The sequence below is a fragment of the Larkinella sp. genome (genome assembly GCF_965227735.1).
Classification (GTDB): domain Bacteria; phylum Bacteroidota; class Bacteroidia; order Cytophagales; family Spirosomataceae; genus Larkinella.
Genome location: NZ_OZ245776.1, coordinates 3,075,989 through 3,096,761, shown reverse-complemented (window position 1 = coordinate 3,096,761; position 20,773 = coordinate 3,075,989). Strand labels below are relative to the sequence as shown.

21 protein-coding genes are annotated in these 20,773 nt (G+C 51.7%); 12 read left to right on the top strand and 9 right to left on the bottom strand.

The features are described 5' to 3' along the window. Positions 1-27 precede the first annotated feature (27 nt). Together ACO064_RS11865 and ACO064_RS11860 are read right to left on the bottom strand one after the other, a co-directional pair. A complete protein-coding gene (locus ACO064_RS11865) occupies positions 28-909 on the bottom strand; it encodes a tetratricopeptide repeat protein (protein WP_421827571.1) in 882 nt (293 codons plus the stop codon). Next, positions 845-1,441, bottom strand: a complete 597-nt coding sequence (locus tag ACO064_RS11860) for a hypothetical protein (RefSeq protein ID WP_421827570.1) — start codon at positions 1,439-1,441, stop codon at positions 845-847. The genes ACO064_RS11865 and ACO064_RS11860 overlap by 65 nt, the downstream gene beginning before the upstream one ends. A gap of 145 nt (positions 1,442-1,586) precedes the next feature. On the opposite strand from ACO064_RS11860, the gene ACO064_RS11855 reads away from it, so the two are divergent. The 9 genes from ACO064_RS11855 to ACO064_RS11815 all read left to right on the top strand — a co-directional run bounded on the left by ACO064_RS11855 (position 1,587) and on the right by ACO064_RS11815 (position 9,947). After that, positions 1,587-1,958 (top strand): Rid family detoxifying hydrolase, encoded by a 372-nt coding sequence (locus ACO064_RS11855; protein ID WP_421827569.1) that lies wholly within the window; start codon positions 1,587-1,589, stop codon positions 1,956-1,958. 122 nt (positions 1,959-2,080) lie between these two features. Beyond that, positions 2,081-3,613, top strand: coding sequence for a glutamate--tRNA ligase (gene gltX, locus ACO064_RS11850; protein WP_421827568.1), 1,533 nt, complete (start codon positions 2,081-2,083; stop codon positions 3,611-3,613). A gap of 78 nt (positions 3,614-3,691) precedes the next feature. Next, positions 3,692-3,934, top strand: coding sequence for a hypothetical protein (locus ACO064_RS11845; protein ID WP_114406826.1), 243 nt, complete (start codon positions 3,692-3,694; stop codon positions 3,932-3,934). Positions 3,935-3,992: 58 nt separating this feature from the next. Continuing rightward, on the top strand, positions 3,993-4,772 hold the full coding sequence (locus ACO064_RS11840; RefSeq protein WP_114406827.1) for a TIGR00266 family protein: 780 nt from the start codon (positions 3,993-3,995) through the stop codon (positions 4,770-4,772). Between the two features lie 46 nt (positions 4,773-4,818). Continuing rightward, entirely contained in the window at positions 4,819-5,097 is a 279-nt protein-coding gene (locus ACO064_RS11835) for a hypothetical protein (protein ID WP_421827567.1), read from the top strand. 59 nt (positions 5,098-5,156) lie between these two features. Continuing rightward, entirely contained in the window at positions 5,157-5,447 is a 291-nt protein-coding gene (locus ACO064_RS11830) for a hypothetical protein (protein WP_114406830.1), read from the top strand. Between the two features lie 153 nt (positions 5,448-5,600). Next, positions 5,601-6,191: a gliding motility lipoprotein GldD gene (gene gldD / locus ACO064_RS11825; RefSeq protein WP_421827566.1), complete on the top strand. Its 591-nt coding sequence runs from the start codon at positions 5,601-5,603 to the stop codon at positions 6,189-6,191. A 137-nt stretch (positions 6,192-6,328) separates the two neighbouring features. After that, complete coding sequence (locus ACO064_RS11820; RefSeq protein ID WP_421827565.1) at positions 6,329-7,003, top strand: hypothetical protein; 675 nt, start codon at positions 6,329-6,331, stop codon at positions 7,001-7,003. 379 nt (positions 7,004-7,382) lie between these two features. Next, positions 7,383-9,947 (top strand): TonB-dependent receptor, encoded by a 2,565-nt coding sequence (locus tag ACO064_RS11815; protein WP_421827564.1) that lies wholly within the window; start codon positions 7,383-7,385, stop codon positions 9,945-9,947. An 82-nt stretch (positions 9,948-10,029) separates the two neighbouring features. Here ACO064_RS11815 and ACO064_RS11810 read toward each other — a convergent pair whose 3' ends face one another. Beyond that, positions 10,030-11,001, bottom strand: a complete 972-nt coding sequence (locus ACO064_RS11810) for an aldo/keto reductase (RefSeq protein ID WP_421827563.1) — start codon at positions 10,999-11,001, stop codon at positions 10,030-10,032. A gap of 103 nt (positions 11,002-11,104) precedes the next feature. Between ACO064_RS11810 and ACO064_RS11805 the strand changes: the two genes are divergently transcribed. Continuing rightward, entirely contained in the window at positions 11,105-11,404 is a 300-nt protein-coding gene (locus ACO064_RS11805) for a putative quinol monooxygenase (RefSeq protein ID WP_421827562.1), read from the top strand. 91 nt (positions 11,405-11,495) lie between these two features. Beyond that, a complete protein-coding gene (locus ACO064_RS11800) occupies positions 11,496-15,071 on the top strand; it encodes a carboxypeptidase-like regulatory domain-containing protein (protein ID WP_421827561.1) in 3,576 nt (1,191 codons plus the stop codon). Positions 15,072-15,180: 109 nt separating this feature from the next. On the opposite strand, the gene ACO064_RS11795 is transcribed toward ACO064_RS11800, so the two are convergent. From ACO064_RS11795 to ACO064_RS11770, 6 genes are all read right to left on the bottom strand, one after another. Then, a complete protein-coding gene (locus ACO064_RS11795; protein WP_421827560.1) occupies positions 15,181-15,702 on the bottom strand; it encodes an acyl-CoA thioesterase in 522 nt (173 codons plus the stop codon). A gap of 75 nt (positions 15,703-15,777) precedes the next feature. After that, positions 15,778-16,968 carry a DUF748 domain-containing protein gene (locus ACO064_RS11790; RefSeq protein ID WP_421827559.1) on the bottom strand — a complete coding sequence of 397 codons (1,191 nt, stop codon included), beginning with the start codon at positions 16,966-16,968 and terminating at the stop codon, positions 15,778-15,780. Between the two features lie 88 nt (positions 16,969-17,056). Next, positions 17,057-17,830: a pentapeptide repeat-containing protein gene (locus tag ACO064_RS11785; RefSeq protein WP_421827558.1), complete on the bottom strand. Its 774-nt coding sequence runs from the start codon at positions 17,828-17,830 to the stop codon at positions 17,057-17,059. A gap of 185 nt (positions 17,831-18,015) precedes the next feature. Beyond that, positions 18,016-18,375 carry a hypothetical protein gene (locus ACO064_RS11780; RefSeq protein ID WP_421827557.1) on the bottom strand — a complete coding sequence of 120 codons (360 nt, stop codon included), beginning with the start codon at positions 18,373-18,375 and terminating at the stop codon, positions 18,016-18,018. Positions 18,376-18,635: 260 nt separating this feature from the next. Further along, a complete protein-coding gene (locus ACO064_RS11775) occupies positions 18,636-19,346 on the bottom strand; it encodes a PD-(D/E)XK nuclease-like domain-containing protein (protein WP_421827556.1) in 711 nt (236 codons plus the stop codon). Positions 19,347-19,361: 15 nt separating this feature from the next. Next, positions 19,362-20,042: a hypothetical protein gene (locus ACO064_RS11770; RefSeq protein ID WP_421827555.1), complete on the bottom strand. Its 681-nt coding sequence runs from the start codon at positions 20,040-20,042 to the stop codon at positions 19,362-19,364. 296 nt (positions 20,043-20,338) lie between these two features. Between ACO064_RS11770 and ACO064_RS11765 the strand changes: the two genes are divergently transcribed. Continuing rightward, complete coding sequence (locus ACO064_RS11765; RefSeq protein ID WP_421827554.1) at positions 20,339-20,764, top strand: XRE family transcriptional regulator; 426 nt, start codon at positions 20,339-20,341, stop codon at positions 20,762-20,764. Positions 20,765-20,773: the final 9 nt, after the last annotated feature.

Here is a 20,773-nt window from a genome sequence, read left to right as displayed (position 1 = left end):
TGCTGGCTGTATTCTCAAAATCCTATCCTATTTTTTTGTCAACTGCTGCATTAGTTCCCGAATGTCACCGATGGCAATCTGCTCCGGAAAATTGACATAGATTTCGTTGGTTTCATTGAGTTTTAAACCTTCCAATTGGTAAAATTCTGCCCAATAAATATAGTCCAGAGCCTGTTTATCTAAGTTGAGTTGATGGTGGATATTGGCCAAATGATAGAACACATCCGAAAACTTAGGATACCTGGTCAGACTGTTTTTTAAGCAATCAATCGCCCGGTCGTATTCCTTGAGATGGGCATGGGCCATCCCTAGATAAAACAGGTCTAAGTGGTGAACTTTAGTAGTACCTAAACGATCGGTTTGCTCCTGAATGGATTCTTCAAAAAGGGCTTTTGCCTGCTTATAATCACCCAATTCCAGGTAGCAGATGCCCTTCCAAAAGGCAAAGCTATGGTCCATTTCATACTTTGGAATGGCCGGATCGCTGTCGGCTTTCAGAAAATCCTGAAGCCCTGATTCATAATCCTTCAGGAAAACCGTTTTGCAAAACGCCCGGTAGGCCAGCCAGCGTTGGGGTTCCAACTCAACGGTTTTGTCGTAATACCGAAGTGTGTATTCGATATCGCCAACTTGCAGATACGGGAAACCTTTCATTCGCCAGAGGTGTGCGTATGTTGAATCAATCCGCAGGGCAGAGTCTGCATACAATTGCAGGCGGTATGACATATAATTTAGATGCTCCGTCTTTTTGTCAAAATACCGGTCGGCACTATCGCGCAGCATTTTCTTCCTTTCCGAATCCGTTTGCGCATGGGCCCGTAAGCTGAAAACCAGCAGCAATAGCCTAAGGTACCAAATTGTCGATTTCGCCATGGTTGATTTTGAACGTAAAATAGGTGAAATAATCAACGGCTTCTCCTTCAACCATTCCGACGGGCCAGTCGGTCAGCGATTGAACGAAGGTGAGCAGTTGGGAGGCAATTTGGGGATCAAAAGTTCGGGCCTGGTATCGTTCGTCAATTTCATAGGTATGATACCAACCCGTTTCGGACCGGCAATTGACGATGAAACGGAAAGTGATGAAACCGCTTTGGGTACAGTTTTCCGGTTTTTGGTAGATACTTCTGACTTTTCTCAAAAGCATCATGGAGCTTTCCGGGTATTTCTTGTGGAGGGAAAAGTATTGGTATACGGCCCAGTCTTTATTGCAGGGTCGGAAACGTTCGGTTGTGTCCGTCGGGTACCAGCCGGTAGCATGCTTGCTTCGGTCAAAAACCTGGGCCTGACAAATCGATTTTGTTGCACAGAGTAAGAGCAGCAGAAAAACAAAGTGTCTTTTTTTCATAAGAAGCCTTTGGGTATTTGACGAAGAACCCGGTTCAATGTCACTCAAACCTGTACCGATTGGGATATTAAAAATGGTTAAATTGCGGACAACCAAACCCGATAGAAAGTTGATCGACAGATTTCTGCCATCCGACGGTTTTGATTGCTAACTTTGCGCCACGAAATTTTAATCCGGTACGGCCTCGCAACGTTTTCCTGTGAACACCGCCTGCGGCAGTGCCGAAACTATTCTGCGTATTATGTCAACGAAAAAAATCATATTCTCCCCCGATGCCCCCGCGCCAATTGGGCCTTACAACCAGGCGGTTATGGTGAACGGAACGCTCTATGTTTCCGGCCAGATTGCCCTCGATGTCGCTCCGTCCGGTGATATTCAGGCCGAAACCCGCAAGGTGATGGAAAACATCGGCGCCATTTTGAAGGTAGCCGAACTCACGTTCGAGAACGTCGTGAAGGCCACCATTTTTGTCAAGGACCTCAACAACTTCGGGGCCATCAACGAGGTATACGGTAGCTTTTTTACAGCCGATCCGCCCGCTCGTGAGACGGTGGAAGTGGCGCGTTTGCCGAAAGATGTGAATGTCGAAATATCGGTTATCGCTGTTCAATAAGTAATCAAAAGTATAAGCCATTAAAATTGTTTCGCGGAGTTAAGCGGAGAAAAAAAGAGGTAAAAGGAGTTTCAATTCCAATCCCCTTTGCAGCTTGCACCTGATGGAATAATCGATCAAAAATGTCTCAACAAGCTGAAATACGCGTTCGTTTTGCGCCCAGCCCAACCGGGCCGCTTCACATTGGGGGTGTGCGAACTGCCCTGTATAATTACCTGTTTGCCCGCAAACACGGCGGCAAAATGCTGCTCCGCATCGAGGACACGGACCAAAACCGCTTTGTCCCCGGTGCCGAAGAATACATTGTCGAAGCCCTGAAATGGGTCGGTATTGAAATCGACGAAGGCCTGACCGCTGGTGGTCCTCATGCGCCCTATCGCCAGTCGGAGCGCAAAGCCATTTACCGCGAATACGCCGAACGACTCGTGTCGGAAGGCAAAGCCTATTATGCCTTCGATACGTCCGAAGAACTGGATGCGATGCGCAAACGGATGGAGGAAGCCAATGCCCCGGCGGCTCAGTACAATTCCATCACGCGGCTTCAGATGAAAAACTCCCTGACGCTGAAACCGGAGGAAGTAGCCGCCCTGATGGAGTCGGGCAGTCCGTACGTGATTCGGTTGAAAGTGCCGCGCAAGGAAGACGTCCGGCTGAACGACCTGATTCGCGGTTGGGTGGTGGTGCATTCGTCGCAGATCGACGACAAAGTATTGCTGAAATCGGACGGCATGCCGACGTATCACCTCGCCAACATCGTCGACGATCATTTGATGGGCATTACGCACGTCATTCGGGGCGAAGAGTGGTTGCCCTCGGCTCCGCTTCACGTCTTGCTGTACCGGTTTTTAGGCTGGGAAAGCACGATGCCGCAGTTTGCCCATCTGCCGCTTTTGCTGAAGCCCGATGGCAACGGCAAACTCAGCAAGCGCGACGCCGATCTGGGCGGTTTTCCGGTTTTTCCGCTCGAATGGAAAGATCCGTTTTCCGATACCGTCGCCCGTGGTTTCCGCGAAGACGGGTATTTGCCCGAAGCTCTGGTCAATTTTCTGGCGTTCCTGGGCTGGAATCCCGGTACGGAGCAGGAAATGTTTACGATGGACGAATTGATTCAGGCCTTCAGTCTGGAGCAGATCAACAAAGCCGGGGCGCGGTTCGACATTCAGAAAGCGAAGTGGTTCAACCACGAATATTTGCGGCAGCAACCGAACGAACAACTGGCCGAAGCCATTGTGAGCCAGGCAGCGGCCGACGGGATTGACTGCACCCGCGAGAAAGCGGCCAAAATAGCGGGTTTGCTCAAAGAGCGCGTCAACTTCGCCAGTGAGATTTATGACGAATCGGCGATCTTTTTCCGGGGACCGCAACAGTACGATCCGGCCATTGTCGCGGCCAAATGGAACGATGAAGCCGTGCGGGCTTTGACCGCATTGAAAGATGCATTAACTTCGGTTGAGGAACCGCTGACGGTTGATCTGGCGAAGACTACGCTGGCCACCGCAACGGCCGCTGCCGGGGTTAAACAGGGCAAAATCATGCAGGCACTCCGGCTGGCCATCACGGGCGTCGGGGCCGGGCCGGACCTGATGATGACGCTGGAAATTATCGGTAAACAGGACGCGATTGACCGGTTGCAGAAAGCGCTCAATGAATTATAAATGATGAATGATGAACGATGAATGGGTTACCACACGCTATTCATCGTTTATCATTCATAACTCATCATTCCTAAAAACATGGCGAAGAAAGTCACGAAACCCGAAGACCAGCCGAACGAAAAACCGCGGGTTCACAAAGAACTGGAAGGTTTTGACATCAAAATCAATACGTTCGGCGAGATTACGAACAGCTACGATATTGACAAGATCAACGCGTTTCTGAATAAAACCGTCGATGATAAAAAACTCCGGAACCGGAAAGACCTGAAAGACGGTGAGAAGGGCGACGGGGAGGAGTATGAAGATGGAGAGGAGGAATAGGTACGTACGCCAGTCCAGGTACAATCCGTAATTTTTAATCTGTAATTCATAGATTTTCATGCGTTCTCACGAAATCGACTACAAGATCATCGGCGAAGACATTCAGGTCGTTGAAATTGAACTGGACCCGAACGAAACCGTCATTGCCGAAGCCGGTGCCATGTTGTTCATGGAAGATGGTATTCAGTTTGAAACCAAAATGGGGGACGGCTCGCAGGCTACCCAAAGCATCATGGGCAAGCTGTTTCAGGCCGGTTCGCGGTTGCTGACGGGCGAGTCCCTGTTTATGACGCACTTCACCAACCGGGGCTACGGCAAGCGGAAAGTGGCGTTTGCAGCTCCGTATCCGGGAACGGTGATGCCGATTGATCTGGCCAAAATCTATGGCAATCAACTGATTGTTCAGAAAGACGCTTTTTTGTGTGCCGCCATGGGAACCCAAATTGCGATTCATTTCAACCAGCGGATCGGAACGGGTTTGTTCGGCGGAGAAGGCTTCATTCTTCAACGCATTCAGGGCGACGGCATGGCGTTCATTCACGCCGGGGGTGTGGTGATGGAGCGGCAACTGAACAACGAAACGCTGCGGGTCGATACGGGTTGCGTGGTCGGTTTCGAGCCTTCTATCAGCTTCGACATTCAGCGTTCCGGCGGGTTGAAATCCATGATTTTCGGCGGAGAAGGCATTTTTCTGGCTACCTTACGCGGAACCGGAAAAGTCTGGATTCAGTCGATGCCGATCTCCAAGCTGGTGGATCGATTGTCGGCCGGTGGCGGACAGGCTAACAAAGAAGGTGGTTCGGTGTTGGGCGGTTTGGGGAAATTGTTTGAGGATTAATCGTGCCGAAACTGGCGATTTATAAAATAATTATTTTACAGTTATCATGAAAACCGCCGGTTTTCGCAAGGTGCAGCCTGTTATTGATCACATCTCTTTTCGCAAGGAGGGATTTCTATCGCTCTTTCTCGAAGACGGTCGGATTTTGTATATACCGCTGGAGTGCTTTCCCGGAATTGCTCAATTAAATACGACTCAACGCAAACAATATCATATTGCGGATGGAGATGTGCTGATGTTTGACGGTGACAATGAAGTCTACCACATTCAGGAGTTTTTGGGAACAAATTTGCGTCAGCAATCCTTGTATACCCAAGGCGAATAAATCAGCAAATAGCTTAAAAAATAGATTGCTATAGTTAATACGTTGAAGTAAAAACAGAGATGGAAATCATTTGCGTAAACGAGAATTTCCCGGCTCCGGTGCTGGCTTTTTATGCGGAATTTGGGGTCAAAACGCCCAAGGAAGATCAGATGTATACCGTTCGGATGGTGAAGCGGCATACCAACGGCGAAACCGGCGTGCTGCTGGGCGAAATCCAGAATCCGGATGTGCCGGTTCGTCACCCGGTTTTGGGCGAAGTCTGGTTTGAACCGACCTTCAACATCAACCGGTTCCGGACGCTGCTCGGCCAGCCGGTGCGGCAGGAAGAACTGGAAATGATTAATTCGTGATAGGACCTGCAAGGTTTCAAAAACCTTACAGGTTTGAAGCATTTTAGATAATCAAACACCTGTCAGGTTTTCAAAACCTAACAGGTGTGAGTTCGCCCGGCACGAAAACGCCGGGCTTTTTCGTTTCCTTTCTGGTGTAACTTCCCATTGCCTGTGACAAAATCAGTTTTCGTTTTTCTGGCGGTTCTGCTGGCGGCTTGCGGCAGTCGCGATGCCGACAATTATGTTCCGAAACCCAAAGGCTATAACCGCATCGACCTGCCATCACATCAGTATCAGAAGCTGAAAGAAGCTCATCCGTACACCTTCGAATATTCCAGACAGGCCCGGATTTTGCCCGATACATTTCGAGGGGCCCAGCCCCACTGGATTTTTATCCATTACCCCGCGTTCAAAGCGAGCGTTCAGTTGACGTACCATCCGGTGTTGCACAATGAGAAGCGGCTGGCAGGCATGATTGGCGATTCTTATAAACTGGCCGCCATGCACAACGAAAAAGCCTATGCTTTTAAAGAAGAGTTGATTCAGCTTCCGGGCGGTTTGAAGGCCGATGTGCTTTCCATCACGGGTGAAGTGCCCAGCCAACTGCAGTTTTTTACGACCGATACTACCACCCATTTTCTGCGGGGAGCGGTTTATTTCAACGTCGCCACCCGCAACGATTCGCTGGCGCCGGTGATCGACTACCTGCGGAAAGATGTGTTGCATTTGCTCAAAACCCTACAGTGGAAGCCCGGAAGTTAGAACCATATGGGCTGATCCGGCGTTAGAGAACGTATTGCAAATACTTCCGGTATTTTGTATCTTTATAGGCCTTTTCGGGTAGTAAACCCTTGACATTCACGAATCCCGGCGAATGGGTCGCCTGAGGACATTACGCTATGAGACGCACAAAATTTAATCCGAATCAATTTCAGATCGACTTTCTGGCTGCGTTTCGGCGTATGCTCGTCAGTTTGGGCGATTCACAAAGTTCGCCCGTCAACGAGACGATTTTTGTCAAACTGAGCGATCAGTGGGAAAACAACCGCCAACTCCCGGCCGACCTGCTGTTCCAGAAAAGCCCGGTGGAAGCGGTAGTCTACCGCTTGTCGAAATCCGACGATCGGTTGCAGTTTCCCGAAGAGGTCATCGCGGGCGATCTGCGGGGCATTCCCGGCCTGACTGGTTTTGCGGCCAAGTTCCGCGAACAGGGTTGGGTGATTCTGCCGAACGAACTGTCGGGAGCCTACAAGCAGCTTTATCTGCACATTCTGACGGCGGCCATCGGCCTGGAGCATTTGTTCGCCAACCGCAATGAACTGCTGGCTGAAGCTGAACGCGTGGCTCTCGCGGCTTTGTTGCCCGAAACCGAAATCCGGAGTTTCTTCGGTGTACGGTTGTCGCGCTTCCCGGATAGCTTCCGCATGGATGTTTCCAACTACTTCAACCTGCCTTTCGAGTTTGTCTTGAAACGGGCGCACCAACTGGAGATTATTTCCGATACGGTTTTGGAAAGTGCTAAAAATGACGCCCTCCGGCCAGCACGCCGGGCACAGGTAAAAAAAGTAGCTTAATTCTGCCCAAAATCTTCGATAAAATGTAATTTTTTAAAGAAGTTTCAGTTTCTGATAAAATTTTCGGTGCCATTAGTTGCAAATCGCGACGTGGCACTCTTTTTTTGTGCAAAAAACTACTAAGTCAATAGATTATAAGTAATAATACTCCCTATAGTCTACCTGAAAACGTAGTTAGTATCTGTCAATTAATCAGGAACACATGAAAAAACCAGTACGCTCGTCCCGCCTAGTACAGCGATGTTGCTGATGCATCTTGCGCAGGCTGCTCACTAGTCTTTGCCTGTCTCTTCATTCCCTTCATAAACTGGAGCCACGTACTTGAAAAAAAACCTATTTATTCTATAGGAATACTAAATTAACACAACCAGCCACCACAATGCAACGAGTTTTAAGCGTATTTTTTTTGATTGGGATCATTTTTTCCCCTGTGTTTCTATCCGCCCAGAATGCCCCCATTGTCAATTCGACCATTTCCGGTAAAGTACTCGATTCAAAAACCAACGAACCGCTCATTGGCGCGACGGTATCCATCAAAGGAACCACCAATGGCAGTGCGACGGACGCAAACGGTGAATTCAGTCTTATCACCGGCCAGCGTCTGCCCTTCACGTTGATCGTTTCCTACGTAGGATACCTTAAAAAGGAGGTTCTGATCAATGAAAGCAAGGTGGAAATCAAGCTTGATGCGAACACGACCCAGTTGGACGACGTCGTGATTTCTTCCCGCCGTCGTCAGGAATCTGCTCAGGAGGTGCCCATTCCCATTTCGGTGATCGGTGGGCAAAGGGCCGAAGATGCCGGTGCTTTTAACGTAAACCGTCTTAAAGAGTTGGTGCCTACGGTGCAATTGTATGCTTCCAATGCCCGCAATACAACGCTCAACATTCGCGGGTTGGGGTCCACCTACGGGTTGACCAACGACGGCGTTGACCCGGGTGTAGGCTTTTATGTAGACGGTGTTTACTACGCGCGTCCGGCGGCCACGGCCCTCGACTTCATCGACATCGAACGTGTCGAGGTATTGCGTGGTCCCCAAGGAACGCTTTTTGGGAAAAATACGACAGCCGGGGCTTTCAACATCACCACGCGGGCGGCCAGCTTCACGCCCGGTGCCAACTTTGAATTGAGCTACGGTAATTTAGGGTTCATTCAGGCAAAGGCGTCGCTGACCGGGGCGTTGAGCAAAAAACTGGCCACGCGGGTTTCCTTTACGGGTACGCAGCGCAACGGCACGTTTTTTAACGTTCATACGCAATTGCCGATCAATGATATCAACAACATTGGCGTACGTGGGCAATTACTCTACACACCGAGCGAAAATGTAAACATCACCGTGATTGGGGATATTTCGGACCAAAAACCGACGGGATACGGATGGCCAGTCGCTGGGGTCGTTCCGACGAAAAGAGCAGCATACCGGCAGTTCAATGCCATCATCGCTGATTTAGGCTATACCCTGCCTTACCAGAGCGCCTTTGAACGCAAACTGGATCTGGATACGCCTTCCAAAGCCGACAACCAATTGGGTGGTGTTTCGGTCAATGCCGACATCAAAATCGGGAACGGAACGCTAACCAGTACGTCGGCCTGGCGCTACTGGGTTTGGACGCCATTGAATGACCGGGACTACATCGGATTGCCCGTCTTTACGATTTCATCCGGTAATTCGAAACACAACCAGTGGTCGCAGGAAGTCCGTTATTCCGGAAGAATATCACCGAAACTGAGCGGGGTAATTGGCGTATTTGGCCTCTGGCAAGACCTGAAATCGGACCCGGTGCAGACGGAAGAAGCCGGTTCGGCCCAATGGCGGTTTGCGCAAAGCTCAACCAGCGCGCTCTGGAAAACGCCCGGTTTGTTCGACAACTTTGGCATTCGCACCACCAACGAAATCAAGAGCACGAGTTTGGCGGTGTTCGGCCAGGCTGACTGGGCCATAACAGACCGGATCCACGTTTTGCCGGGCGTACGCTACAACTACGACAAAAAAGTGGTGGATTACAGCCGGGTGACCTACGGCGGTTTGCAGACCACCGATGCGGCCCTGATTGCGTTGAAAAACGGAGTCTATACCAATCAGTCCTTTAACACGGATTATTCGCAGGGAAACTTCTCCGGGCAACTGTCCCTGCAATACAAAGCCACCAGCAAGCTGAACGCTTATGCTACGTATTCCGTTGGTTATAAGCCCATTGGGGTGAATGTGGGTGGTTTGCCAACGGCAAATGGGCAGATTTTGATTAATCTGGCTAATGTGAAACCCGAGTACGTGGACCACAAGGAGTTTGGGATCAAAACCAAACCGTCGGGCAATTCGGTGTTGAACCTGACCTTCTATCGCTCTGACATCAGAGATTACCAAACCCAGGTGCAAACGCCGGAACCGGGTGTAAACCGGGGGTATCTGGCCAATGCGGAAAAAGTCCGGGTGCAGGGTGCCGAACTGGACGGGAATGTCCGTTTCACCAACCTGACCCTGAATGCCGCTGTGGCCTATACGGATGGTAAATACGTGAGTTTCGTCAATGCGCCCGTACCTCTGGAAGAAGTAGGAGGGGCGCAGGCTTTCAAGGATGTTTCGGGAGGCAGATTGCCCGGCATCTCCAAATGGTCGGGCTCCGTGGGCGGTGAAACAACCACCAAAGGTTCGCTCGTTGGACTCAAGGGAAATTACTTCCTGGGTGTCGATGTCTTCTACCGCTCCGAGTTCTCGTCAAGTCCGTCTCCTTCACAGTATCTGAACATCGACGGCTATGCGTTGACCAATGGCCGTCTGGGCTTTAGAGCTTCGAACGGGCTTACTTTCTTCTTCTGGGGAAGAAATATCTTCAACACGAATTATTACGAGCAACTCCTGGCAGCACCCGGAAGTGCCGGACAATATGCCGGTATCGTGGGCGACCAGCGCACCTACGGCGTAACGCTGCGGTACTCGTATTGAGAGAGTTAAGAGTTAAAAATGAAGAGTTAAGAGTTGAATGCGTCCGCCAACTCTTAACTCTTCATTTTTAACTCTTAATTCCCTACTGGCTCCACTCCGTTGGTGTGCGGTCCCAGCGGTGGCCTTTCAGTTCTTTGATGAGTTCTGGATTCAGTGTTTTGCCGTCGCTGGTGGCCATGTTGGCATCCACGTTGCGGAGTTTGCGCATACCGGGGATGGTCGTGGCCACATCCGGGTTTTCCAGAATGAAGCGCAGCGCCATTTCGGGCAGGGTCATACCGGCCGGAATCAGCGGTTTTAGCGCGTCGGCATGGTCGACGCTGGAATTCAGGTTTTCCGGTACGAAATACGTCGAACGCCAGTCGTCGGCCGGGAAGGTGGTTTCTTTCGTCAATGTACCGGTCAGAGTACCTTCATCAAACGGCACGCGGGCAATGACGCCGATGTTCAGTTCGCGGCAAAGCGGAAACAGGTTGTCTTCCGGGGCCTGATCGAAAATGTTGTAGATCACCTGTACGGCGTCGACGAGGCTGGTTCGCAGGGTGTTGAGGCAATTGTCCGGTTCCCAGCGGTTTACTGAAATGCCCCACGCCTGCACCTTGCCCTGCTGCGTCAGTTTCGTAATGGCTTCTTTCCACTCATCCTGCTCGGCCCAACCATCTTCCCAGACGTGAAACTGCTGCAAATCAATGGTTTCGACGCCCAGATTTTTCAGGCTTTTTTCGGTGTATTCGACGATGTAATCAGCCGGGAAAACATCCTGGAGGGCAAACTCGGGTTTGGAAGGCCACTGGCGGTTTTTGGGCGGAATTTTGGTGGCCACATACAACCGTTTGTCACTGAATCGTTTGAGCAAATCGCCCAGAATCCGCTCGCTCAGCCCTTCGCCATACCCCCAGGCAGTATCGAAGAAATTACAACCCAGGTCAACGGAACGGTCGAGTGCCTGATCGACTTCCTGCCGTTCAGACCCTGTCCAACCGGCCAGCCCCCACATGCCATAGCCAATTTCACTTACTTGCCAGCCGGTTCGGCCAAAAGTACGGTACTTCATAAGGATAGTTAAGAGTGATGAGTTAAGAATTAAGCGTTAAAAGTAATTATTCGCGACTACTTTTAACGCTTAATTCTTGACTCCTAACTCTTCACTCAAATTTATGTTGGTTCGTATCGTTCGAATGACGTTTCTGGAAACGAAAACCGCGGATTTCCTGGCGATTTTCGAGACATCAAAACAGAAAATCCGCACGTTTCCCGGCTGTCTTCACCTCGAATTACTCCGTGACCTTGATAATCCGGCGGTTTATGTGACCTACAGCCAGTGGGAAACCCCCGAAGCCTTACAGGAATACCGTCGTTCCGAACTGTTCAGGACCACCTGGGCGGCCACGAAACGGTTGTTTGCCGAACGGGCAACGGCGTTTTCAATGGAGAAAATAGACGAAGTGAAGGAGTGACAGAGTAGCAGTCAGGAATGTGCCTTTTCAGGTTTGATATGGTATTTTGCTAAGAATTTTGTAGTTTTAAGAACGCTACTTCTCAGACTCCATGACTGCTTTTCGCGCCGATCGTTTTCGTAACCTGCTGGTCGGCTGGCTCGGGGTGTTCATGGCGTATACCGGCGTTCTGGCTCAGGAAACCACCACAACGATCACCGGGCGGGTGACCGAATCGCAAACCGGCCAGCCCCTGCCGTTTGCCAACGTCTACCTCAACAACACCACGCAAGGCACCACAACCGACGAAAAAGGCCGGTTTCGGCTCACCAGCGTACCACTCGGCACCATCGAACTCGTAGCTTCGTATCTGGGCTATCAGCCCGCCCGGCAGTCGGTTCGGCTGGAAAACAGCCAACCCCGCATCATCAATCTGGCATTGAAAAGCACCGGCCTCACCCTCGCCGATGTCACGGTTAAAGGAAAGAGAGATAAAACCTGGGAGCGGCACTACCGGGAATTTGAACGGGAATTGCTCGGAAAAACGCCTTTTCGGAGCCAGTGCGAGATCATGAATCCGGATGTGCTCCAGTTTACCTACCAGAATAACATCCTGAAAGCAAAGGCCCGCGAACCGCTGGTGATTGAAAACCGGGCATTTGGCTACCGCATTCAGTATGACATGCAGTATTTTGAGGTGCAGACGAACGGGGCGATGTATTTTGCGGGGGCCACCCGGTTTGAAGAACTGAAACCGAAGGACACCCGCCAGGCCGACCGCTGGCGAAGCAACCGGCAACGGGCGTACCTCGGCTCCACCCGTCACCTGATGGCCAGTCTGGTGGCCGGAACCTACGAGAAAGAAGGCTTCCTGGTTTATCAGGTAAACCCCAGCTATCCCGAACGAACGGGCGGAGTGAGTTTGTTTCAGGACATCAACCGCCATTTGCTGCCGGTCGCTACCGACTCGCTGATCAAACCGGGGCGTTTGTCGTTTGAACGAAAACTGGTGACGGCGACTCCACTCAAAGTCTTTTATAACCGGATTTTCTCGGCGTATTCGCCCTACCGGGATGCGCCGTATGCCTATACCGAGTTTCGGTTTCCGCAGGGCATGAGCGAGATCACCGTCGATGGCCGGGTGACGCTCCCGTTGGGTATGCTGGCGATGGGCTATCTGGGCAACGACCGGTTTTCGTTGCTGTTGCCCGCCAACTGGGAACCCAGTGCGGCCTCCAGCCAACCGGATTCCGTGATGGCGTCGCCGATGGAAGGCCAGATTCTGGCGGCCGACTACCGGCTCGATTCGATGCTTCGCCATTGGAAACTGGCCCATCCATATCAGGCACCGTCGGCTTTCGTTCACCTCGACAAACCGTTTTACCTCACCGGCGACCGGATCTGGCTCAGTGCGTACGTCATGGAGCCGGTTACTTCGCAACTGATGTTCGGCGAGGGTGCCCTGCACGTCGATCTGCTGACACCGGGCGGGAAGGTGGTGCAACACCAGTGGCTTCGCATCAACGACGGCCGGGCAACGGGCGACTTCCGGCTTTCGGATACGCTGGCGACCGGCATCTACCGGCTGCGGGCCTATACGGATGAGGATTATGCCGCCACCCGCCCGGCTTTTGAACGAAGCCTAACGGTCTACAACGTGCTGAACGGCCCCGGCGAACGTTCCGTCGGGGTTGCGGAGGAACTGGACGTTCAGTTTTTGCCGGAGGGAGGCCGCTGGGTCGCGAATCTGCCGACGCGGTTGGGGTTCAAAGCCGTTGGGCGGGATGGTCGCGGCAAAACCGTGTCGGGCCGGATTCTGGACGAGCAGGGGCGGGAAATGACCCGGTTTGTCAGCAACCGGTTTGGTATGGGAAGTGTGTTGCTCGATCCGAAAGCCGACCGGGCTTATCAGGCTGAAATCCAGCACAATGGCAAAGTCCAGCGAATTGCCTTGCCGAAACTCGAGACGGAAGGATTCGTGTTGACCGCTGACATGGTCAGTGATACGGCTAACCTGAGCATTCGCATTCTGGCCAATGTGCCGCAACCTGATCCGGTGATTTACCTGACCTTCCAAAGCTACGGGCAGTTGGTGCAGCGGACCAAAATGAAGCTGCAGGACGGAAAAGCCCGGTTGACCCTGCCGATGGCCGTTTTTCCGCCCGGACTCTGTCAGGTGACGCTCTATGATGCCTACGGTCAGCCCCGGGCGGAGCGAATGCTCTTTATTTCGGAACAGATTCCACCGGCCGGGATCACAGTGACGGCGGACAAACCCCGCTACGCGCCCCGGGAACGCGTCGTTCTGAATCTCAAAGTGAACGCTCAACCGGAAATGTCGATGGTGTCCACGCTGTCGGCGGCCGTAACCGATGCCGATCAGGTTCCGGACGACTCCCTGGCTGCGGACATTCGAACCCATTTGTTACTGACCGGAGATTTGCGCGGACGCATTGAGCAACCCGGTTTTTTCTTCAAAGACACGACGGCAACAACCCGCCGGGCGCTCGATGATCTGCTGTTGACGCAGGGCTGGCGACGGATCGGGTTGCGCAAACCGGAGTCGTCGTCGGATACCTTGGGCGGTATTGTGTTCAGTGGCCGGGTAGTGGACGAAAAACGCAACCCCATTCCCTTCGCCGAGTTGCTCGTGGCGGCCCCCGGTTCATCGCAAGCCATTCCGCATTCCATCGGGACCAACCGCTACGGGCGGTTTCGGATGGCGGGTCTGGGCATCACCGATACGGTACAACTGCTGGTTCAGGTGATGAATACCCAGTTTAAATCCATCAAGGCAATTGTTGAAACGGATACGGCCGGGAGCGTCTGGTCGTCGGCAAAAGTGGTGGCCGAGCCGTCGCCGGACTGGCAACGGTTTCAGCAACAGCTCGAATTGGCGCGGATGCGTCAGGAATCTGATCCGGGATTGTACCGTGACAAGCAGGCCAAAATCCTGAAAGAAGTAACCATCAAAGGCTATCGACAGCCTGAGCGACCCGAGTCGGTAGAGCGAATGAGTCTGCACGGCACACCCGATGCGGTCATTCTGTTCGATGAGCGATCCCCGCAGTTTTCAAATGTCTACGAAATGATCCGGGGCCGGGTGGCGGGGGTGCAGGTGAAGCAAACCATGAACGGTTATACGGTCAACATCCGGAACGCCGTTTCGTTTGGGGTCGGGAACACCATGCAGATTCAGGCACCCTTGTACCTTCTGGACGGTTCTTACCTGACCGAAACGCCCGAAGGGAATGCCTTGCTGAGCCTGAATCCAAATGACATCGACCGCATTGAAGTGCTGAAAAACGCGGCTACGTCGGCCATTTACGGCGCGCGCGGGGGCAACGGCGTGATTGCTTTCTATACCAAACGCGGGAATTCCAAAGCGAAAAAAGTGGAGTCCAGTATCGGACTTAACCAGTTGCCTCTCATTGGTTTTTCGGCCCACCGGGAGTTTTATGTTCCGCGCTACGAAGACACGCCGGGGGCGGTTTTGGCCGAACAGAACGCCCCCATCGACCGCCGGGATGTGTTGTACTGGAAACCCGTGGTTCAAACTGATTCCAAAGGAACATCGAATCTGGCGTTCCCGCTGTCGGACGTCGTTCGCACCATCCGCGTTGTGGTGCAGGGCATTACGACCGATGGCCGGCCTGTGGTCGGTTTAGCGAAGCTGAAAGTGCAGTAGCAGGATTTACGGTTTACGGTTTTCAGTTTTCAGTTTACGGTGGGCTGACACACGTAGGAGAACGCGTCAGCCCACCGTAAACTGAAAACCGTAAACTGAAAACCGTAAACTAGCTTTCCACTCCAAACAGCGCCCGTAACTCCTTGGCGTCGTTCGGTTTCATGCGTCCGGCCAGCACCAGACGCAATTGCCGACGGCGCAGCGCACTCGCGTACAGATCGTGTTCGGCCTCGGTTTCGGGTGTCACCGGCGGCACTTCGATGGGACGCCCGTTCTGGTCGACGGCCACGAAGGTGTAAAACGCCCGGTTGGTGCTGACGCGGGTTCCGGCCGGAATATCTTCCGCCCAGACTTCAATGTTGACCTCCATCGACGAATTGAATCCCCGCGTGACCTTGGCCTGCATCGTCACGATGTTGCCGAGCTTGATGGGTTCCGAAAACGAGACGTTATCGACCGAAGCCGTGACGACGATGCGGTTGGAGTGTTTCTGGGCCGAAATGGCGGCACAGATGTCCATCCAGTGCAGCAACCGGCCACCCATCAGGTTGTTTAGGGTGTTGGTATCGTTGGGCAATACCATCTCGGTCATCGTAACCAGAGACTCGCGGGCGTATTTGGGTTGGGGCATGGCGAAAAGTACAGATCGGGCAAAATGCTTCGGTTCTTCGCGAAACTACGGTTTTTGTTTCCTTACTCAACCATCCTAGTCTTTTTTTCGGGCTTCTTTTCGCTCCCGGCGTTTCTGTTTCCGCTCTTCTTTCCGCTCCTGACGCGCTTCCTTTCGTTCGGCTTTTTTCTCCTCGCGTTTTTCTTTAAAATCTTCTTTCAGGTTATCGACAGCATCCTTGAAGGTGACGGTATTGTCAAATTCGGTGGTAAACGCTTCGACATACGCATTCCGCAGCACGCCGATGATGATGGGCCAGACCTCCGTTTCCGTATTCTCGACCGTTCCCCGCAGCGGAATCCGGGTGGCCACCTGGTCGCGCTTCTGATTTTTGAGAATGGCAGCACCGCCTTCAGCCAGCAGTTCCGTAAAAAACCGCCCTATTTTCCGATCCTCGCCCGGTTCCTTGAGCTTGAAAATCTTCATGTTTTTGGTCAGCGGTTTGAAATAGCCCACCAGCCGACCGTCGTACATGGCCATCTCGCTGACCACGCTGATGGTTCCGCGTTCGAAATCGACGTTGCCGTACTTGCGCGCCAGATCGTTGAGTTTAACCAGTTGAAGATTGTCGAAACTGAGGTTGTAATTGAAATCCGGGAGCGGTTTCAGCAAGTACATTCCGGCTCCAAACTTCATGGTGCCGCCCCAGCCCGGCACGTCACCCGAGGCCGTAACGGGCGAGGGCAGGCGGGTTTCTTTCTCTTCCACGTTGCGGATATTGCGAATATCGAGGGCGACTTTTTCCAGCGAAAGGTCGGTTTTGGTGGCTTCGAACAAATTAACCAGATCAATTTTGCCGTCATAAGCCGCAAACCGGTTGATTTGGATGGGCAATATGTCTTTCACCAGTTTCGTCCAGTCGAGTTCCCGACCCGTCTGGCTGGCCTGTTCGTTGTTGCTGAAAGCAAAATTAAGTTCGGGCCGGTAACACTCGACTTCTCCGACGAGGGCGCCCTTGAACAGTGATTTCCATTCGACGGAAAGATCGATTTTAGGAACGGAAAGGAAAGGTTCTTTGATTTTACCGTTGATTTTCCGGATGCGCAGGTCTTTGATCTGGTACGAACCCGTCACGAGCGCAATATCGACGTCTTCCACGTGTCCGGTATACGAACCCATGTCGGCCATCAGTTTATTGAGGTAGCGCAGTACAAAATACGGCAGCAGAAGCCTGGCGATAATGAGGACAACGACAATCGCCAGGATAATTTTTGTGGATCGTTTCAAAGCAACAAGCATTGATGTTGCTTATAGAACTGAAAATCAGCCGAAGAGTTATTCGGGCCGACGAACTTACGTCGGTCGGCCCGTTGGATCAGCGACGACTGGGTGCAAACTTCCGACCGTTCAGGGTGGCGTATTTAAAATCGGTGGGGCCGTCAAATACGGTCTCGTCGAAACTCGAATTGCGGGGCAAATGGGTGTATTTAAAATCAGCGGTTCCGTCGAACCGCGTGTTGTTAAAATTGACACCTTCGTCAAATTTAGTGTATTTAAAATCGGCATACTGATCGAAGCGGGCTTTCCGGAAGGCGATTGCTTCCCTGAAACTCGTGTATTTAAAATTACCGGTTTTTGCAAAGCGGGCGTCTGTGAAATCGGCTAATGCCTTGAATTTGGCGTATTTGAAATTGGCTTCTTCCCGAAAACCGGTACCAATAAAGGACGCCCGCTGGTTGAAGTCGGAATACTTAAATTCGGAGGCTTTTTCGAAGGTGCAGTTTTCAAACGTTACGGGTTCGTTGAAATGCGTAGCAAACGTGATTCCATTGCCGTTCAGAAAGCGCCCTTCGGTTTTGACGTTTTTGTACGCCAGGAAATTACCTCTGAAGGTGCAGTTCCGGAACGTGACCGGTATTTCAACGGTGCTTTCGTAGGCTTCGTTTTCGGCCCAGGAGTTTTTGGTAACGCGTTTTTTGTTGGCCAGCTCCGTCAGGTCGAGATCGCCGGTAATGGTGGCGTTTTCGTAACTAATAACCTCTTTCCGGTTGATTTTAGCCAGAATTTCTTTGGCTTCGACCGTGCGTTGAGCCCAGACGGCCGGTAAGGTGGTGATAATGAGGAGGAGCGTAGTGATGATTGTTTTCATGCGGGAAAGATGAGTGTTTCCCTAAGGATGAAAATACGTCGGCAAAGGTTGCACAGAATCATGAAGGGCTGAAAAATCATAAATGTAAAATGCTGAATATCGAATGTAAAAGTGAGAGGAAACACGCTCGCCCAACACTTTTACATTTAATATTCAGCATTTTACATTTGTGATTTTTCAGCCCTTCAGGGAAGCCAGAGGACTTTGTCGTAGGCGGTATCGTAATCGAATTCCTCCAGCGGAACAAAGTCGGCAAACCGGCCTGCTTCGTCCATGCGGATGGCATACCACAAACCGGTTGCATCGCGGAGTAGCAGCCGGTAGCCATACAGCGGGTGGTAGGTATGGCCGTCGGTGCGGTGATCCCAGCCAGTTTGCAGTTCAATAGCAAAGGCAATTTGCGCCAGCGCTTCGTTGATGTAGGCCATCAGACTGCCAAAACCGTCCAGTTCTTCCAGCCAGATCACCAGACCGTCGATGCCCCAATCGAACAATGGAGCCGAAGCCCGGCTGGCGGGTTTGGTTATCACTAGGTCGTTCGTCATGCTGATAAAGACTAAGAAGTTGTTTGAGTTAACCGGGAGAGCCCTGGAAGGGCGGTCTGTTAATAGTCAATAGCTGATATCAACTCGTGGTAGCTCCGGAGGAGCGGTCTAAAAACATCTTCAGGCCGCTCCTCCGGAGCTACCACGAGTTGATATCGGCTATTGACTATTAACAGGACAGGCCTCCGGCCTTCATTCAAACAACTTCTAAAGGTTAACTGTAAAATGAAAACGGGTTGTCTGCCAACCGCTCTCCAGATTCAGGAAGCCTGCCGCAGCCAGAAACCGGTGTCTTCCTGTTGCTGTTCTTTCCATTTGCGGAGCCAGAACCGGTATTTTTTCCGTCCGTAGTCCACAAAATCCGGGATCGACGTGGCATCGACGGCAAAAAGCCGGTGCGGTTTCTGCTTCTGAACACCAATCAGTACAAAGCGAATCTGGCGCGTTTGCTCCCATTCCTGACTATCGGCGGAGCGGAGGCTGTCGATGTAGAAAGCCGCCTGCCGGTCGTAGTCATAGTCGTAGCAGCTTTGCAGAAACTGGCTCTGCGTGCGCGCCGAGGTAGTTTTGAAATCCAGAATGAGCGCACTCCGCCGTTTGGGACTGGTATAGACCATGTCCAGCCGGGCTTTGCAACCCAGTTCGGTGATCGGGTCAGTAAAGAGAATCACCCGTTCGCGTTCCGATCTCCGGAGATACCGGTTGCAGAACGAATCGCGCCGAACCTGCTCAGTGAGGTGTTGCAGCCGCCCCGACTCGACCGGTTTCATGTCGGGCAGCAACTGCTCGATAATACCGCCGATGCGCTCCGGTTCCAGCAGATGCGAGTGAAATGCCCGCCCGAACTCCATGGCCCGCTGCGGAACCAGTCGTCCCGGCGAGGTGTAGCCCAAACATTCTTCCTTCAACCGGGTCAAGTCGGAATTCGAAACCCGCGGAATGGAACGGTAGTCGATCAATTCGGTTATCATAACGGGATTGGGTTTTTAATTCAGCAAATGAACGCCATTCTCAACCAGCAGTTCTTCCGTCGGATTGAGAAACGGATTGTAGTAATTGTAGGCGGTTTTGATGTTGGCGATGTCGGTCAGGGTTTCCTGACGGAAAATTCGATTGGCCTGACCAAAGGATTTCAGCACCTTCGTTTCCTCCGGATCGGCCAGTTTGTAGCTGAAGGTGGCGATGTAATAGACGCCTTTGGGTTGGATCTTGGTATTTTCCTTCTTCTCCGCTACGGCGGTAATCACGACATCGGCCAGGGTCAGATCGTCGTAGAACAGCGGTTCGATGAGCCGGAAGATGTTATCGACCGAATAACCGTGGAACAGGACCGCCGAAACACAGTTCTTTTCATCGATGAAAAAGATTTCGGCCCAGTTCTTGGTTCCCATGTTCAAAATATTGTCGGTAAAGATGCGCCAGGCAATCGGCTGGAATGTCAGCGTGCGGCCATTCGTCGGCCCGCCCAGTTTTTCGGTGCCATTGATGTTAAAGATGCCCTCCTTGGCGTCGAAACGGTACTGGCGGGGATGTCCCTCCAAATATTTGAAGTGGCTCGTATCAGGATTATTGATGACTTCACCCGTCGATTCGTTAACCTTCTGATAAAGTTTCACTTCCAAACCATTTTGATTTGTTGTGCCGGTGTTGTTTTTTTGTGTGTTCATTAGTATTTGTTGTTTACTGTTCGGACAGGGGGACCGCTATGCGATCCCTTTTGCCTTTTCAGGGGGTTTGTATTTGAGTTTAAATATACACACTATTATGTATAATACAAAACGGTACATAAAAAGTTTACTTAAAAAATAGAGTAGCCGCGAATACAGCCCAAAAACCGCCTTTTTGTCCTTTTTTATACTTTTGTGAGCCTGGACTATTTTGAAGAATCTGAATTTGTTCTACATTAGATGACAGAACGCAAGACTAGAAATTACATGGTACTGTGTAAAAAAGCCCTCTTCTCATGTCCATTGGAACCCGTTTGCAGCAACTGATCGATGCGTTAGACATCAGCGTTCTGGAGTTTGCCCGACAATTGGGGGAGAAGCGGGGTGAGAAAGTATACCATATTTTGCACGGTCGTCTAAAACCGCGCTACGAAACGTTACAAAAAATTTTACTGGCTTATCCCACCGTCAATGCCGACTGGCTGCTGCGGGGCGAAGGGCTTATGTTTCGCACCTTACCGCAAACTCCCCTGTCTGCCATCACGTTAGATGAGCGGCTGCGAAATATGGAGTTTCTTTTGTTTCAGTTAAACGAACGCGTAGCTTTGTTACAGGAAACCAGCGACCTGCTTCGGGAGGAACTTGAACAGGCTGCGGGTAAAAAAAGAGTCATTCGTCTCTCACACGTTAGTCGTCGGTCCGATTTGTCTCCGGAAAGCTGATAATTGCCG

Excerpts from the sequence above, each read along its gene's own strand:
- ACO064_RS11835 (WP_421827567.1), top strand. The coding sequence starts at position 4,819 with ATGAAAACCGCCGGTTTTCGCAAGGTGCAGCCTGTTATTGATCACATC.
- ACO064_RS11800 (WP_421827561.1), top strand. The coding sequence starts at position 11,496 with ATGACTGCTTTTCGCGCCGATCGTTTTCGTAACCTGCTGGTCGGCTGG.
- ACO064_RS11770 (WP_421827555.1), bottom strand. The coding sequence starts at position 20,042 with ATGAACACACAAAAAAACAACACCGGCACAACAAATCAAAATGGTTTG.
- ACO064_RS11775 (WP_421827556.1), bottom strand. The coding sequence starts at position 19,346 with ATGATAACCGAATTGATCGACTACCGTTCCATTCCGCGGGTTTCGAAT.
- ACO064_RS11795 (WP_421827560.1), bottom strand. The coding sequence starts at position 15,702 with ATGCCCCAACCCAAATACGCCCGCGAGTCTCTGGTTACGATGACCGAG.
- ACO064_RS11765 (WP_421827554.1), top strand. The coding sequence starts at position 20,339 with ATGTCCATTGGAACCCGTTTGCAGCAACTGATCGATGCGTTAGACATC.
- ACO064_RS11815 (WP_421827564.1), top strand. The coding sequence starts at position 7,383 with ATGCAACGAGTTTTAAGCGTATTTTTTTTGATTGGGATCATTTTTTCC.
- ACO064_RS11855 (WP_421827569.1), top strand. The coding sequence starts at position 1,587 with ATGTCAACGAAAAAAATCATATTCTCCCCCGATGCCCCCGCGCCAATT.
- ACO064_RS11830 (WP_114406830.1), top strand. The coding sequence starts at position 5,157 with ATGGAAATCATTTGCGTAAACGAGAATTTCCCGGCTCCGGTGCTGGCT.
- ACO064_RS11820 (WP_421827565.1), top strand. The coding sequence starts at position 6,329 with ATGAGACGCACAAAATTTAATCCGAATCAATTTCAGATCGACTTTCTG.
- ACO064_RS11805 (WP_421827562.1), top strand. The coding sequence starts at position 11,105 with ATGTTGGTTCGTATCGTTCGAATGACGTTTCTGGAAACGAAAACCGCG.
- gltX (WP_421827568.1), top strand. The coding sequence starts at position 2,081 with ATGTCTCAACAAGCTGAAATACGCGTTCGTTTTGCGCCCAGCCCAACC.
- ACO064_RS11845 (WP_114406826.1), top strand. The coding sequence starts at position 3,692 with ATGGCGAAGAAAGTCACGAAACCCGAAGACCAGCCGAACGAAAAACCG.
- ACO064_RS11785 (WP_421827558.1), bottom strand. The coding sequence starts at position 17,830 with ATGAAAACAATCATCACTACGCTCCTCCTCATTATCACCACCTTACCG.
- ACO064_RS11780 (WP_421827557.1), bottom strand. The coding sequence starts at position 18,375 with ATGACGAACGACCTAGTGATAACCAAACCCGCCAGCCGGGCTTCGGCT.
- ACO064_RS11840 (WP_114406827.1), top strand. The coding sequence starts at position 3,993 with ATGCGTTCTCACGAAATCGACTACAAGATCATCGGCGAAGACATTCAG.
- ACO064_RS11810 (WP_421827563.1), bottom strand. The coding sequence starts at position 11,001 with ATGAAGTACCGTACTTTTGGCCGAACCGGCTGGCAAGTAAGTGAAATT.